This window comes from Massilia rubra, from assembly GCF_011682065.1.
Lineage (GTDB): Bacteria > Pseudomonadota > Gammaproteobacteria > Burkholderiales > Burkholderiaceae_D > Telluria_A > Telluria_A rubra.
Genome location: NZ_VUYU01000025.1, coordinates 73,806 through 88,586, shown reverse-complemented (window position 1 = coordinate 88,586; position 14,781 = coordinate 73,806). Strand labels below are relative to the sequence as shown.

10 protein-coding genes are annotated in these 14,781 nt (G+C 62.8%); 7 read left to right on the top strand and 3 right to left on the bottom strand.

The features are described 5' to 3' along the window. Positions 1 to 164 precede the first annotated feature (164 nt). The 5 genes from F0185_RS26990 (at position 165) to F0185_RS26970 (ending at position 5,123) form a co-directional block, all read left to right on the top strand. Positions 165 to 674 (top strand): DUF4124 domain-containing protein, encoded by a 510-nt coding sequence (locus tag F0185_RS26990; RefSeq protein ID WP_167229915.1) that lies wholly within the window; start codon positions 165 to 167, stop codon positions 672 to 674. A 136-nt stretch (positions 675 to 810) separates the two neighbouring features. Further along, positions 811 to 1,887 (top strand): nitrogen regulation protein NR(II), encoded by a 1,077-nt coding sequence (glnL, locus tag F0185_RS26985; RefSeq protein WP_167229912.1) that lies wholly within the window; start codon positions 811 to 813, stop codon positions 1,885 to 1,887. Between the two features lie 68 nt (positions 1,888 to 1,955). After that, positions 1,956 to 3,449, top strand: coding sequence for a nitrogen regulation protein NR(I) (gene ntrC, locus F0185_RS26980; protein ID WP_167229909.1), 1,494 nt, complete (start codon positions 1,956 to 1,958; stop codon positions 3,447 to 3,449). Positions 3,450 to 3,667: 218 nt separating this feature from the next. After that, positions 3,668 to 4,633 carry a magnesium/cobalt transporter CorA gene (gene corA, locus F0185_RS26975; protein ID WP_167229904.1) on the top strand — a complete coding sequence of 322 codons (966 nt, stop codon included), beginning with the start codon at positions 3,668 to 3,670 and terminating at the stop codon, positions 4,631 to 4,633. A gap of 40 nt (positions 4,634 to 4,673) precedes the next feature. Further along, positions 4,674 to 5,123, top strand: coding sequence for a hypothetical protein (locus tag F0185_RS26970; protein ID WP_167229901.1), 450 nt, complete (start codon positions 4,674 to 4,676; stop codon positions 5,121 to 5,123). Between the two features lie 65 nt (positions 5,124 to 5,188). Here F0185_RS26970 and F0185_RS26965 read toward each other — a convergent pair whose 3' ends face one another. Further along, the gene (locus tag F0185_RS26965; RefSeq protein WP_167229898.1) at positions 5,189 to 6,814 is read right to left on the bottom strand and encodes an NAD(P)/FAD-dependent oxidoreductase; all 1,626 of its coding nucleotides are present in this window, start codon (positions 6,812 to 6,814) and stop codon (positions 5,189 to 5,191) included. Positions 6,815 to 7,280: 466 nt separating this feature from the next. Between F0185_RS26965 and F0185_RS26960 the strand changes: the two genes are divergently transcribed. Next, entirely contained in the window at positions 7,281 to 10,043 is a 2,763-nt protein-coding gene (locus F0185_RS26960; protein ID WP_229477207.1) for a TonB-dependent receptor, read from the top strand. 674 nt (positions 10,044 to 10,717) lie between these two features. On the opposite strand, the gene F0185_RS26955 is transcribed toward F0185_RS26960, so the two are convergent. After that, positions 10,718 to 11,626 carry a hypothetical protein gene (locus F0185_RS26955; RefSeq protein WP_167229895.1) on the bottom strand — a complete coding sequence of 303 codons (909 nt, stop codon included), beginning with the start codon at positions 11,624 to 11,626 and terminating at the stop codon, positions 10,718 to 10,720. 224 nt (positions 11,627 to 11,850) lie between these two features. After that, complete coding sequence (locus F0185_RS26950; protein WP_167229892.1) at positions 11,851 to 12,576, bottom strand: 16S rRNA (uracil(1498)-N(3))-methyltransferase; 726 nt, start codon at positions 12,574 to 12,576, stop codon at positions 11,851 to 11,853. 157 nt (positions 12,577 to 12,733) lie between these two features. Between F0185_RS26950 and tkt the strand changes: the two genes are divergently transcribed. Further along, complete coding sequence (tkt, locus tag F0185_RS26945; protein WP_167229889.1) at positions 12,734 to 14,731, top strand: transketolase; 1,998 nt, start codon at positions 12,734 to 12,736, stop codon at positions 14,729 to 14,731. The last annotated feature ends 50 nt before the right edge of the window (positions 14,732 to 14,781 follow it).

Below are 14,781 nucleotides of genomic sequence, written 5' to 3'. Positions count from 1 at the left end.
GCAGCACCTGTGGCCGTAGAGACATCAAAACGTATCTCTACGGTATAAAAACGCGAGGAAGGCCACGGCTTTCCTCGCGTTTTTCATTGGATGTTGTATATTCGGTTGAATCTAATTACTCCACGGAATTCCGTGAAACAACGCTGATGCTTATGATAACGAGGATGTCCCGGATTCGCCTGCTCCGCCCGCTGCGCTCGCCAAAGTTGCCTTTACTGGCGCTGGCGCTGCTCGCCGGCCTGGGCGTGCAACCGCTGGCCCGGGCCGACATCTATTTGTGCGTCGACGCCAATGGCAAAAAAGAGTTGACCGACAACCCCAAGAGCGGCTGCAAGCAGCTCGACGTGCCGAACAATATCCCGGCGCCGTCCGCGCGCAAGAATACCGGGCCGGCCAAGCCGGTGACCACGCCGACCGATTTTCCCAAGGTGGGCGGCAGCGAGCAGCGCGCGCGCGACGCCGACCGGCGCGAAATCCTCAACCAGGAACTGCGCGCCGAAGAGAAGAAGCTGGCCGAACTCAAACGCGAATACAACAAGGGCGAGCCTGAACGCCAGGGCAACGAGAAGAACTACGCCAAGTACGAAGAGCGGGTCAAGCAAATGGCGGAAAACGTCGCGCGCGCCGAAAAGAATGTCGAAGCGCTGCGCCGCGAAATCTCGAACATCAAATGATGGGAGCCTCGCCAAACCTACTGCGCGGCGCAATTTTCGTCCGGGACACGAAAGTCCTGCGATGCTCACCGTACCTTCGTACGGCTCCGCTTCTCGGACGAAACTTGCGCCGCTCGCTACGGTTTTGCGAGCTCCCATGACTGTAGCCGCGCCACGGCGCGACGGCCTGGCCGGCCTCGACCTGCTGGCGTCGGCCGTGCTGCTGGTCGATGCCGGCGGCGCCATCACCTTCGCCAACGCCGCCTGCGAGAACCTGCTCGAAAGCTCGCTGCGCGCCCTGCAACGCCAGCAACTGAACACGCTGTTCCTCAATGCCGAGGAGTTGATCAAGCTGTGCGAGCAGGCGCTGGCCCATAAATACGCCGACCTGCGCCAGGACCTGACCCTGGAGCGCAGCGGGCGCGAGCCGCTGCATGTGCACAGCATCGTCAGCGAAGCCGGCGAGTGGGGCATCGTGATCGAGCTGCGCGAGAACGTCCAGCAACTCAAACTCGACCGCGAAGAGCGCATCCTCGACCAGAGCCAGGTCAACAAGGAACTGGTGCGCAACCTGGCGCACGAGATCAAGAACCCGCTGGGCGGCATCCGCGGCGCGGCGCAACTGCTCGAACTCGAACTGCCGGCGCGTCACCTGACCCAACTGCGCGAGTACACCCAGGTGATCATCAAGGAAGCGGACCGCCTGCAAACCCTGGTCGACCGCCTGCTGGCGCCGCACCGCCGTCCGCACATCGTCGGCGACGTCAATATCCACGAAGTGCTCGAGCGCGTGCGCAGCCTGATGCTGGCCGAGTTCCCGGCCGGCCTCTCCATCCGGCGCGACTACGACGCCTCGATTCCCGAGTTCAGGGGCGACAAGGAACAGCTGATCCAGACCGTGCTCAATATCGCCCACAATGCGGCGCAAGCGTTGTCGGAGCAGATTGTGGCGGGCGACGCCCAGCTGGTTTTCAAGACCCGCGTGGCGCGCCAGGTGACCCTGGCCAAGGTGCGCTACGGGCTGGCATTAGACTTGCATATCATCGACAATGGACCGGGCATCCCGCCGCAGATCCGCGACCGCATCTTCTATCCCTTGGTATCGGGACGGGAGGGCGGCAGCGGCCTGGGGCTGACACTGGCGCAGACCTTCGTGCAGCAGCACATGGGTGTGATCGAGTGCGAAAGCCGGCCTGGATTTACGGATTTCAGGATACTGTTGCCGCTGCCATAAGCCGCGCATCAGCCTTGTCGTCCGGGTCCCATCAATTGAAGATCCATATTGCGGGGAAGCGCGAACACATGAAACCAATCTGGATAGTCGACGACGACGCCTCCATCCGCTGGGTGCTTGAAAAAGCACTGGCACGCGAGAACCTCGCCACCAAAAGCTTTTCGAACGCGCGCGATGCGATGGCCGCGCTCGAATTCGATACGCCGCAAGTGCTGGTGTCCGACATCCGCATGCCGGGCGAGTCGGGGCTGGACCTGCTGCAAACGGTCAAGACCAGCTATCCCGGCCTGCCGGTCATTATCATCACCGCCTTTTCCGACCTCGATTCGGCCGTCGCCGCCTTCCAGGGCGGGGCGTTCGAATACTTGGCCAAGCCGTTCGACATCGACAAGGCGGTCGAACTGATCCGGCGCGCGCTGGAAGAAAGCCTGCGCGAGACCAGCGTCGAATCGGGTCCCACCGAAACCCCCGAAATCCTGGGCCAGGCGCCGGCCATGCAGGAAGTGTTCCGCGCCATCGGGCGCTTGTCGCAATCGAACGTGACGGTGCTGATCACGGGCGAATCGGGCACCGGCAAGGAACTGGTGGCGCGCGCGCTGCACAAGCACAGCCCGCGCGCGCAGCAGCCCTTCATCGCCCTGAACACCGCGGCGATCCCGAAGGACTTGCTCGAATCCGAACTGTTCGGCCACGAACGCGGCGCTTTCACGGGCGCGCAGACCACGCGCCGCGGGCGCTTCGAGCAGGCCGAAAACGGCACCCTGTTCCTGGATGAAATCGGCGACATGCCGTTCGACCTGCAAACCCGCTTGCTGCGGGTGCTCTCGGACGGTCACTTCTACCGTGTCGGCGGGCACCAGCCGATGAAGGCCAATGTGCGCGTGATCACGGCGACCCACCAGAACCTGGAACAGCGCGTGCGCGACGGCCTGTTTCGCGAAGACTTGTATCACCGCCTGAACGTGATCCGCCTGCGCCTGCCCAGTTTGCGGGAGCGGCGCGAGGATATCCCCCTTTTGGTGCGCCACTTCCTGGTGCAGAGCGCGCGCCAGCTCGGGGTCGAGGCCAAGCGCATGAGCGAGCCGGCGATGCAGTTCCTCACCGGGCTGGATTTGCCGGGCAATGTGCGCCAGCTGGAAAACCTGTGCAACTGGATCACCGTGATGGCGCCCGGCCAGACGGTGGAAGTCAAGGACATGCCGTTCGAACTGACGCAGGACGGCGCGGCCGACGCGGCGCTGCCGCTGGCGCCGGGCGAGGGCGCTGCGCTGCACGCCAGCGGCCAGGCCGGCATGGTGGGCGGCGGCGCCGGCATGGCGGCGCTGGACGCGGCGGGCGGCTGGATCGGTTTGCTGGAGCTGCAAGCGGCCGGCATGCTGGCCGCCGGGCAGTCGGAAGTGATGGACGTGCTGGGACGGCAGTTCGAGTCGGCCCTGATCAAGACGGCGCTCAAGCACACGCACGGGCGCAAGAACGATGCGGCGGTGCGCCTCGGGATCGGGCGCAACACCATCACGCGCAAGATCGCCGAACTGGGGATCGACGGCGCCAAGGACGAGTAGGGCAGGGGGCGCTGATATCACCGCAGCAGCGTCGCCCCCGCGCAGGCGGGGGCCCAAGTTGAAGGCTCAGTCGCGGGATGTGCTGCGAACTTGGACCCCCGCCTGCGCGGGGGGGACGGTTCGCCGGCTAATGGCGGCTGAAAATGCATCCCTCGGCGCCGTATCCGCGCAACCGCCGCATGGTGTAAGCTTCTGTCCAATTTATCGTTGGAACCATCATGCTGATCAACTGCGTCGCCTACCAGGAAGGCAAAAAGCTGTCCGACATTTCCGTCGAAGCCATCAGCGACTACATTCAAAAACCCGACTGCTTCGTGTGGGTGGCCCTGAAGGACGCCCAGCCGGACGAACTGGCCATCATGCAGCACGAATTCGGCCTGCACGAACTGGCGGTGGAAGACGCGCTGCGCGGCCACCAGCGTCCCAAGATCGAGGAGTACGGCGACTCGCTGTTCGTGGTGGTGCAGACGGTGGAAACCGATGGCGATGAACTGAGCGTGGGCCAGGTGGCCATGTTCGTCGGCGAAAATTACGTGCTCTCGGTGCGCAACAACGTCATGCGCGGTTTCCTCGGCGTGCGCGCGCGCGCCGAACGCGAGCCGCACCTGCTGGCCAAGGGATCCTCGTTCGTGCTGTACGCGCTGATGGACGCGGTGGTCGACCGTTACTTTCCGGTGGTCGACGCGCTCGAATCCGAACTCGAAACGATCGAGGACCGCATTTTTATCCGCGGCTCGCAGCGCGACAACATCGAGCGCCTGTATGAACTCAAACGCAAGGTGCTGACCTTGCGCCACGCGGTCACGCCGCTGCTCGACGCCATCGGCAAGCTGCATGGCGGGCGCGTGCCCTCGTTCTGCCGCGACACCCAGGAATACTTCCGCGACGTGCACGATCATCTGCAACGCATCAACGCCTCGCTCGACACCATCCGCGACACCATCGGCACGGCGATCCAGGTCAATCTGTCGATGGTGGCGATCGACGATGGCGAAGTCAATAAACGGCTGGCCGCATGGGCCGCGATCTTCGCGGTGTTTACCGCATTCGCTGGCGTGTGGGGGATGAACTTCGAATTCATGCCGGAGCTGAAATGGCATTTCGGTTACCTGGCGGCGCTGTGCGTGATGATCAGCGTGTGTTTCTACCTGTATTACCGGTTCAGGAAGTCGGGCTGGCTGTAGCCGCAGCGCCGACGCCGCCCCTGCCTGCTAAAAGACGCGCATGAACTGGATAGAGATTACCTCACCGCCGCCGCGACGCATCCTCCCCTCGGTGATGTGCCCGCTCATGGCGCTCGGCTTGGCCGCCTTATTGGTCAACGATGCGCTACGCCCTTCGCCCACCTCGGTGGAGGGTTGGTTTGGCGGCCTCGCGATGCTCCTGTTGTTGTTGTATGCGATCTGGCGTAATCTGTTCTTGTCGGAGTCGCTGTCGTTGGCGCGCGAGGAGATCGTGTCGGTGACCGCAGCGGCGCCGCCGCTGTATGTGGCCAGGAGCGCGAATTTATACGGCTGGGGATTCGAGGGGCAGCGCTTGATCATTGAAACGACCTGCGGGCGCATCAACTTCGGCCTCGGCCTGAACGATCGTGAAACGGCCGATATCATCCATCGGCTGGAGGTGTTTTGCGGCAGGCCATTGATCAGGCCGGATGCCGCGCCGTATGTTTAATGCTCGCGGCGGCCGTCGGCGGCGGCAGGTGCGCTTGCCTGCTTGCACCGCACCGTCCCTGATATTCAGGCGGCCATCGACAAGGCCACCGCTTCCGCCACCTTGATGCCATCCACCGCCGCCGACAAAATCCCGCCAGCGTAGCCGGCGCCTTCGCCGGCCGGGAACAGGCCGCGCGTGTTCAGGCTTTGCAGGTTATCGTCGCGCCGCTTGATGCGGATCGGCGACGAGGTGCGCGTTTCCACGCCGGTCAGCACCGCATCTTCCTGGTAGTAGCCGCGAATCTGCTTGTCGAACGCCGGAAAGGCTTCGCGCATGGCGACGATCGCGTAGTCGGGCAGGGCGGTGGCCAGGTCCGTCAAATGCACCGCCGGCTTGAACGAGGGCACCACCGAGCCAAAGGCGGTCGACGCGCGCCCCTTGACGAAGTCGCCCATCAACTGTCCCGGCGCATCGTAGGTGCCGCCGCCGAGCGCGAACGCGCCTTCTTCCAGTTGGCGCTGCAGGGCGATGCCGGCCAGCGGATGGCCCGGATAGTCGGCCGGCGTAATGCCCACCACGATGGCGCTGTTGGCATTGCGCTCGTTGCGCGAGTACTGGCTCATGCCATTGGTGACCACGCGCCCCGGCTCCGAGGCCGCCGCCACCACCGTGCCGCCCGGGCACATGCAGAAGCTGTATACCGAGCGCCCGTTGGCGGCGTGATGCACCAGTTTATAGTCGGCCGCGCCGAGGATCTTGTTGCCGGCGTTCGGGCCGAAGCGGCAGGCGTCGATCAACGACTGCGGGTGCTCGACCCGAAAACCCACCGAAAACGGCTTCGCCTCAATATACACGCCGCGCTCGTAGAGCATCTCGAAGGTGTCGCGCGCGCTGTGGCCGATGGCCAGCACCACGTGGCGCGTGGGAATGTGCTCGCCGCTGGCCAGGGTCACGCCGCGGATCTGGCGCGCGTCTCCCTCGCCTTCGACCTCGATATCGCTCACCTTGCTCTCGAAGCGGTATTCGCCGCCCAGCGCGATGATGTTTTCGCGCATCTGTTCGACCATCTTGACCAGGCGGAAAGTGCCGATGTGCGGTTTGCTCACGTACATGATTTCGTCCGGCGCGCCGGCCTTGACGAACTCGGTCAGCACCTTGCGCCCGTAATGCTTGGGGTCCTTGATCTGGCTGTACAGCTTGCCGTCGGAGAAGGTACCGGCCCCGCCTTCGCCGTATTGCACGTTCGATTCCGGATTGAGCTCGCGCTTGCGCCAGAAGCCGAAGGTGTCGACAGTGCGCTCGCGCACCACCTTGCCGCGTTCGAGGATCAGCGGGCGCAGGCCCATCTGGGCCAGGATCAGCGCCGCGAACAGGCCGCACGGGCCGGTGCCGATGACCACCGGGCGCTCGTTGCGGTCGTGCCCCTGCAACTGCTCGCCGCCGGCCACGAAGGTGTAGCTGGTGTCGGGCGCGGGCAGGATGTGGGCGTCGTGCTGGAGGCGGGCCAGCACGCCGGCCTGGTCGCGCACCTCGGCATCGATCGCATAGATCAGCACGATGGCGCTGCGCTTGCGCGCGTCGTAGCTGCGCTTGAACACACTAAACCCGAGCAAGTCGGCGCCGGCAATGCCCAGGCGCGCGAGGAGGGCCTGGCGCAGGTCGGCCTCGGCATGGTCGAGCGGGAGTTTGAGTTCGTTAATTCGCAGCATAGTAAGTCGGTCGTCGTTCAAGGTGGGGAAAGCAAAGCAGGGCGCTATTTTACCGGCTGCATCGCCGCATGGGCGAATCGGGGCATCCAACACGGGTATTTTCGATGTCAACGTGTTGCTACGCCTCCATTATTGTCTCTATGAGAAATTTTGTTGCAAAACAGACTCATTCATTATTCTTATTTTGCCGCAATGCACAATATTTCATTCGGTGCATATACGTATAGGAAGAATTTTCGCTGTAGTCGCAGGAAAAGTTGCATTTCGGTTCTTTTTGCCCTCCATTTTTTTGGCGCTGACCCGATAATGCCCCTTGCAGAAAAAATGATGCGACGCCCGTGCCGCGCGCGGCCTGCCCTGATGATTTCTAATGGGCAATGTGCCAGCGCGGTTTGCGGTCCGAAAGGCTGTCGTACAAGCAAGCTGCTGTAGTGTCATTATCCTCATCCTAAACGGAGTTCTAAAAATGATGTTTCAAGAGAAGATTGGCGTACGTTCCGTTCGCCTCGCCCTCGGCCTGTTAGCTGGCTTCGTCGCCGGTCAAGCCCTGGCCCAGGATGCTCCTATCCAGCGTGTTGAAATCACCGGTTCGAGCATCAAGCGGATTGTGAAAGAAGGCGCATTGCCAGTGCAGGTGGTTTCCAAGGAAGTCATCGCACGTTCGGGCGCAACTACCGTAGCCGACCTGATCCAGAAACTGCCAGCGATGCAGGGTTTCTCGATTGAAGCCGTGGCAGCCGGCACCAACTCGGGCGGCCGCACGACCGCCTCGATCCACGATCTGGGCGGCAGCTACACCCTGGTCCTGCTGAACGGCCGCCGCATGGCGCCTCTGCAAGACAGCGGCAGCGCGGTCAATCTGAACTCGATCCCGATGGCTGCGGTTGAGCGCGTCGAAGTGCTGACCGACGGTGCTTCGGCACTGTACGGCGCCGACGCCATCGCCGGCGTCATCAACTTCATCCTGAAGAAAAACTTCCAGGGCCTGACCCTGGACGCGGGCGTGTCGGTACCGACCAACCCGGGCGGCAAGAACGCCAACGCCAGCATCACCTGGGGCTTCGGCGATCTGGAAACAAATCGCTACAACCTGTTGATGACCTACCGCCACGACGAGCAGAAAAAAGTCAAGGCGACCGAGCGCGAATTCAGCAAGACGTCGTACATTCCACTGGGCCACGACGGCCAGAGCTACATCTATGACCGCACCTCGACCTCGGGCACCGCTGCCAACGTCAACGTGGCGTTCAACAGCAAGGCCAATTCGGCAATGGGCTTCAACCCGTACCGCGCCGTCAACGGCCAGTGCGCCCCAGGCTTCTTCCCGTACCTGTCGAGCACCCCTGCGGCCAACTACTGCGCCGTGGACAGTGCTTCGACCATCGAAACCGTGCCTGAATCGAAGCGCGACACCTTGTACACCTCGGGTCGCATCAAGTTCTCGGACAGCGTCACCGCCTTCGCCGACCTGTCGCTGGGCCGCTTCGACCTGACCGCGCGTATCGCCGCCAACCCGGTCAGCGTCGCAGTTCCGCTGAACTCGCCAGTGTACAACCAGTACGTCAAGCCGTACATCAATCCTGCTCAGCAAGACGATGTCAAGAGCGCTACCGCGACCTACCGCGCCAGCGAATTCGGCACCCGTGACAGCAAGACCATCACCGACGTGATCCACGCCGTGACCGGCCTGGACGCCAACTTCGGCGGCTGGGACTTTAACGCCGGCGTGACGTACTCCAAGTACAAGCTGGAAGAGAGCTACACCGGCGGCTACCTGTTGAACAAGGAATTCCGCAGCCTGATCGCCGGCCCGACCTTCAACCCGTTCCTGCCAACCGGTTCGGCAGGCTCGCCAACGGCTGACCAGATCCGCGGTTCGATCTTCCACGGCGCGGTTCGTGAAGCTTACTCGGACATGCGTGGCGTTGACACGCGCGCTTCGCGCGAATTGTTCTCCCTGCCAGGCGGCAAAAGCAGCATTGGTATCGGCGCCGAGTACCGCAAACTGAACCAGGTGCAGACCGTGTCGGCCGCCGCCAAGAACGGCACCATCTACGGTTTCAGCCCAAGCGCCGAATTCGACTACACGCGTGATTCGACCGGCGTGTTCGGCGAACTGGCCCTGCCGATCGTCAAGGACCTGGAAGTGAGCACCGCCGTGCGTTACGACCGTTACTCGGGCGTGAAAGACAAGGCCGCCGGCCGTACCAAGGGCGAGACCCAGGACGCGAGCACCTACAAGATCAGCGCGCGCTACACCCCGACCACCTCGGTGCTGCTGCGCGGTTCGTACGGTACGGGCTTCCGCGTCGCCGACCAGAACGACATCGCCAACACCCTGGTGTCGAACGGCTACACGTCCGCCGCGTACGACTGCCCGGCAGCGCTGAGCGCCGCTGACGCCAACCTGTGCCGCACCGGCAAGCTGCAGTACTACTCGTACCTGGGTGGTAACGAGAAGCTCAAGCCAGAGAAATCGAAGCAGTACACCATCGGTTTCCGCCTCGAGCCATCGTCGAGCGTGACCTTCGGCGCCGACCTGTGGGATGTGCGCATGACCAACCAGGTATCGTCGGTCAGCGAAATCCAGGCCTTCGGCAATGCCGGCAAGTTCCGCGAACTGTTCACCGACTTCGCCGATCCTGCCACCGGTATCAAGAGCTGGGCGTATATCAACGCCCCGATCAACATCGGCCGTACCCACAACCGTGGTATCGACTGGGACATGACCGTCGGCGAGAAGTATTCGTTCGGCAAAATGACCCTGAACGTCAACGGCACCCACATGCTCAAGGCCAACTACACCGTGCCGGGTACCGACAACGAGTGGACCGACAACATGGATAAGTACGGCATCACTGCGCAAGTTACTTTCCGTAACATCGCTAAAGCCGTGGCTACCCTGGAAACCGGTAACATGACCAATGCGCTGACGGTCAGCTACCGCAATGGTTACACCGACCAGTCCACCACGCTGTACAACGTGGCGACCCAAGCCGCGTCGCTGGCTCCGGTCCGTCTGAACGTGCCGTCGTACAGCACGATCGACTACCAGGGCAAGTTTGCGATCAGCAAGCAATGGGAAGTTCGTGGCGGTATCAAGAACCTGATGGACAAAGAGCCACCACTGACCCTGCGCACGTCGTCGGGCCACCAGATTGGTTACGATGCCCGTTACGCGGACACGATGGGCCGTACCGTCTACGTCAACACCAGCTACAAGTTCTAAGCTGATTCGACGTCAGTCATGATGAAAAGCGCGTTGCTTCGGCAACGCGCTTTTTTTTGGTGCGCTTAGCATGGGCGTACTTCTGCAGATGTAAGTCCCGCCGCAGGCTAACCACAGTGAGCGAAGTGAAGCGCAACTGCGGCAGGGTAACTGACCGTGGGAAGGAGGCGTGAATCGTAAATCATGAGCCGAGGTACACGAACCGTACAGAAGGCGCTGCTGGCAGGGCGAGCGGGCGAGAAACCGCAAAGCGCTTGTGGCCAAGGCGAAGTGGCGTAAATGCGGCGGTTGTGTGAGGAAGGAGCGCGGCCCTTACCTGGGGACGCCCCGCCTCACGTCTGAAAGGACTGCGGCCTTCCCGTGGGGTCTCAGCAGAGATCATCGTCGTCGGTGGTAGCGCCGGGGAGGCTCAGCCCCGCCGACGAAGTTGGCTGGACAGGGTACTTCAAGTTCGGCGCGGCACCTTGGATCGCAAAACAGGTCGCGACAAACAGCCGCTGCTGGTGGCGAAACGCTGACCGTCCGGTGCGGATCTGTATGCCGGGTGGTGTGGCAGAGGAACGGTCCATTTGGGTCGTCCCCTATGCCGATGTGCGCCTTGCGGGGCGCACTTGCCTTGCGCTGAACCTGTTCCGCCGGCCCGGCGGGGGGATAGCAGGCAGTGGCATGGACAACTAGCGGCCTTTGATCAGGTCGTGCAGCGCATACCATTGGCGCACCATCGCGCTCCCCGCAAATCCGGTGCAATACTGGCGCAAATTGGCGGGGCTGCCCACATACAGCGAATCGGGCGGCAGCCCGAATGCCTTGTAGAGACCCTGCTTTTCCCTGTCATTCCGGGGAAACCAGAATCGCTCGATGCCCTTGACGCCGATCGCGCTTAACTGTTCCCTGCTCAATATCCAGCTGCGCAAACGCGGACACTGCGGATTGCCGGCAACGATATTGATGTTCCTGACGCCAAGTGATTTTTTTCTGTTTGACACATAATCGGCATAAGCGTTATGTAAATCCTGCCGGATGCCGAAATCGCGGTAAAAGTCCTGTTCCTGGCGCCGCGCTTCATGCCATTGTTTCAATCGATCGGCGCTAAATGCCGTCTGCATTTCCCTGTCGGCTTCATGTCCCGAGGCGATTTTGCGGAGGGAATTGTCGTGAGCGTCGACATACGTGGCCGATAACTCGTGGATGCCGACCATCGAGCCAGGCAACACGGATTTGCGCCTTGCGGCTACGAAAAGATAATTGGCGCATGCGGAAAAGCAGCGCCCGTCGACCACCAGCGACAGATTGCGCTGGTCAATGATGCGCGCCATCTCAAGCGCGCTGGGTAACTCACCGCCTTGCGAGTCGATATACAACTGCGTCACCTCGGGATGCTCGACGATGATCGCGCGGAATGATGCCAGCAGCGCCGGCGTTATTTCGCCAATAACGGTCATGCTCGCATTGCCCTCGTCAAGCAGCACAAGGTTCGATATCGGAAGGCCAGCGGCGCGCAAGCTGGCTGGCGTTTGCACAGCGTGCGCCGTTCCCATGTTCAAAGCCAGCGCTGCCGCGCATCCTATTTTCCATATACCCATTGAATATTGCCTTCGGTTGTGTGCAACGTGCTGGCAGGACGGAATGACACTGGACTTGCCAAGATAGTTGACGCCAACCACCGCAGCCGCTCTCCGTGCCGGTCCATGCAGAATGATTGATTTTTTATCAATCCTGAGCGCATGGTAATTGTAGGCGCTCAGGGAATATGCGGCAAGCGCTTGGGTCTGCAGACCAAGGGCGCCGGCAGGGAAGGGCGCTGGTGTTACAGGCCGCCCCACAGGGCATTGAGCGCGGCCACGGCGGCGATGCCGGCCGTCTCGGTGCGCAGGATGCGCGGCCCCATCGACAGCGCCAGCGCGCCGCGCGCCATGGCATGGTCTTCTTCCTGCACGCTGAAGCCGCCTTCCGGGCCGATCATCAGCGAGACCGCCTGCGGCGGCTGGTGCCTGGCCCAGTCGGCCAGCGACTGGCCGCCGCGCGGACTGAGCAAAATGCGCTTGTGCAGGTCCTGCTGGGCGCACCACTGGTGCAGGTCGTCGACCGGGGCCAGTCGCGCCAGGCGGTTGCGCCCGCTCTGCTCGGAGGCGGCCACGATCACCCCCTGCCAGTGCGCCAGTTTCTTTTCGGCGCGCTCGCCAGACAAGCGCACCACGCAGCGCTGGGCCGCCAGCGGGGCGATCGCCGCCACCCCCATCTCGACCGCCTTTTCGATGATCCAGTCCATCTTGGAGGCTTCGGGCAGGGCCTGGGCCAGGGTGATTTCGTAGGGCAGTTCGACATCGCGCGCCACAAACGCCTTGACGGTCACGCTGGCGCGGCGCTTGTCCACGCTGGCCAGGTGGGCGATGTATTCGCCGCCATCGCCATTGAACAGGCACAATTCGGCGCCGACCTGCAAGCGCAGCACGTGCAGATGGTGGGCGACCGCTTCGGGCAGGTCGAGCGTCAGTCCAACCGCCAACGGCACGGAACAATAGAAACGGGGCATGAAATCCTGGGAAAGAGTTGAGGGCTTAGTTGAGGCCGGCAGGCGCGGCAAGTGCTTCATTTTAATTCGCCACCCCATGGTCTGGTAAAATACTTGACCCGGTACGCCAAGCAGCGCCACCCGCATTTCCAATCCTACGACCTCACAGATTCGACCCATGAAAACGACGCTCCCTACCACTTTGATGGCCAACGCGATCCGCGCGCTGGCAATGGACGCAGTGCAACAGGCTAATTCCGGCCACCCAGGCATGCCGATGGGCATGGCGGAAATCGCGGTGGCGCTGTGGGCCGGCCACTACAAGCACAATCCGTCCAATCCGAAGTGGCTCAACCGCGACCGCTTCCTGCTCTCGAACGGCCACGGCTCGATGCTGCACTACGCGCTGCTGCACCTGTCGGGCTACGACCTGACCATGGCCGACCTGAAGAATTTCCGCCAGATGCATTCGAAGACCCCGGGCCACCCGGAAGTCGACATCACGCCAGGCGTGGAAACGACCACCGGCCCGCTCGGCCAGGGCATCGCCAACGCGGTCGGCATGGCCTTGTCGGAATACCTGCTGGCGGCTGAATTCAACAAGCCGGGCTTCGACGTGGTCGATCACTACACCTACGCCTTCCTGGGCGACGGCTGCCTGATGGAAGGCATTTCGCACGAAGTGTGCTCGCTGGCCGGCACCCTGGGCCTGAACCGCCTGATCGCCCTGTACGACGACAACGGCATCTCGATCGACGGCAAGGTCGAAGGCTGGTTCACCGACGACACCCCGAAACGCTTTGAATCGTACGGCTGGAACGTGATCGCCGCCGTCGACGGCCACAGCGTGGCGGCGGTCGACGCGGCGATTGCTGAAGCGAAGCTGTCGTCGAAACCGACCCTGATCTGCTGCAAGACCATCATCGGCAAGGGTTCGCCCAACCTGCAAGGCGGCGACAAGGTACACGGCGCCGCGCTGGGCGAGAAGGAAGTGGCGGCCGTGCGCGAGCACCTGCTGTGGACCTCGGTCCCGTTCGAGATCCCGGCCGAGGTGTATACCGCCTGGGACGCGAAAGAGCACGGCGCCGCGCTGGAAGGCGAGTGGAACACCAAGTTTGCCGCCTACCGCGCGCAATACCCCGAGCTGGCCGCCGAATTCGAGCGCCGCATGAAGGGCGAGCTGCCGGCTGATTTCAACGCCACCCTGGACGCGGCGATTGCCGCCTGCGTCGAGAAGAAAGAAAACATCGCCACCCGCAAGGCCAGCCAGAACGCGATCCAGGCGCTGGCGCCGACCCTGCCGGAGTTCCTGGGCGGCTCGGCCGACCTGACCGGTTCCAACCTGACCAACTGGAAAGAGTGCATCGCGCTGCGTTCCGGCAAACCAGGCAACCACATCAACTACGGCGTGCGCGAGTTCGGCATGAGCGCCATCATGAACGGCATCGCCCTGCACGGCGGCTACATTCCGTTCGGCGCCACCTTCCTCACCTTCTCCGACTACAGCCGCAACGCGCTGCGCATGGCCGCGCTGATGAAACTGCGCTCGATCTTCGTGTTCACCCACGACTCGATCGGCCTGGGCGAAGACGGCCCGACCCACCAGTCGGTCGAGCACGTATCGTCCTTGCGCCTGATCCCGAACCTGGACAACTGGCGTCCGTGCGACACCGTCGAGTCCGCTGCCGCCTGGGGCGCCGCCGTCCAGCGCAAGGATGGCCCGTCGACCCTGATCTTCTCGCGCCAGAACCTGCCGTTCCAGGAACGCACCGCGGCCCAGATCGCCGACATCGCGCGCGGCGGCTACGTGCTGCAAGACGTGGCTGATGCCAAGGCCATTCTGATCGCCACCGGTTCCGAAATCGAACTGGCGACCAAGGCCGCCAGCGCGCTGGCCGCCGAAGGCATTCTGGTGCGCGTGGTGTCGATGCCGTCGACCGACGTGTACGACCGCCAGGACGCCGCCTACAAGGCCAGCGTGCTGACCCGTGGCGTGCCGCGCGTGGCGATCGAAGCGGGCGTCACCGACTTTTGGTATAAATACGTTGGCCTGGAAGGCGCCGTGGTCGGCATCGACACCTTTGGCGAATCGGCGCCCGCGCCGGTGCTGTTCAAGCACTTCGGTTTCACTGTCGAGAACGTGGTTGCCAAGGTCAAGTCGGTACTGACGAACTAATTGAAGCGCAGGCGGCGCCCGGGCGCCGCCGCCCACCCATTTTTATCACT

Coding starts and splice junctions, on each gene's coding strand:
- F0185_RS26990 (WP_167229915.1), top strand. CDS start 165: ATGTCCCGGATTCGCCTGCTCCGCCCGCTGCGCTCGCCAAAGTTGCCT.
- glnL (WP_167229912.1), top strand. CDS start 811: ATGACTGTAGCCGCGCCACGGCGCGACGGCCTGGCCGGCCTCGACCTG.
- ntrC (WP_167229909.1), top strand. CDS start 1,956: ATGAAACCAATCTGGATAGTCGACGACGACGCCTCCATCCGCTGGGTG.
- corA (WP_167229904.1), top strand. CDS start 3,668: ATGCTGATCAACTGCGTCGCCTACCAGGAAGGCAAAAAGCTGTCCGAC.
- F0185_RS26970 (WP_167229901.1), top strand. CDS start 4,674: ATGAACTGGATAGAGATTACCTCACCGCCGCCGCGACGCATCCTCCCC.
- F0185_RS26965 (WP_167229898.1), bottom strand. CDS start 6,814: ATGCTGCGAATTAACGAACTCAAACTCCCGCTCGACCATGCCGAGGCC.
- F0185_RS26960 (WP_229477207.1), top strand. CDS start 7,281: ATGATGTTTCAAGAGAAGATTGGCGTACGTTCCGTTCGCCTCGCCCTC.
- F0185_RS26955 (WP_167229895.1), bottom strand. CDS start 11,626: ATGGGTATATGGAAAATAGGATGCGCGGCAGCGCTGGCTTTGAACATG.
- F0185_RS26950 (WP_167229892.1), bottom strand. CDS start 12,576: ATGCCCCGTTTCTATTGTTCCGTGCCGTTGGCGGTTGGACTGACGCTC.
- tkt (WP_167229889.1), top strand. CDS start 12,734: ATGAAAACGACGCTCCCTACCACTTTGATGGCCAACGCGATCCGCGCG.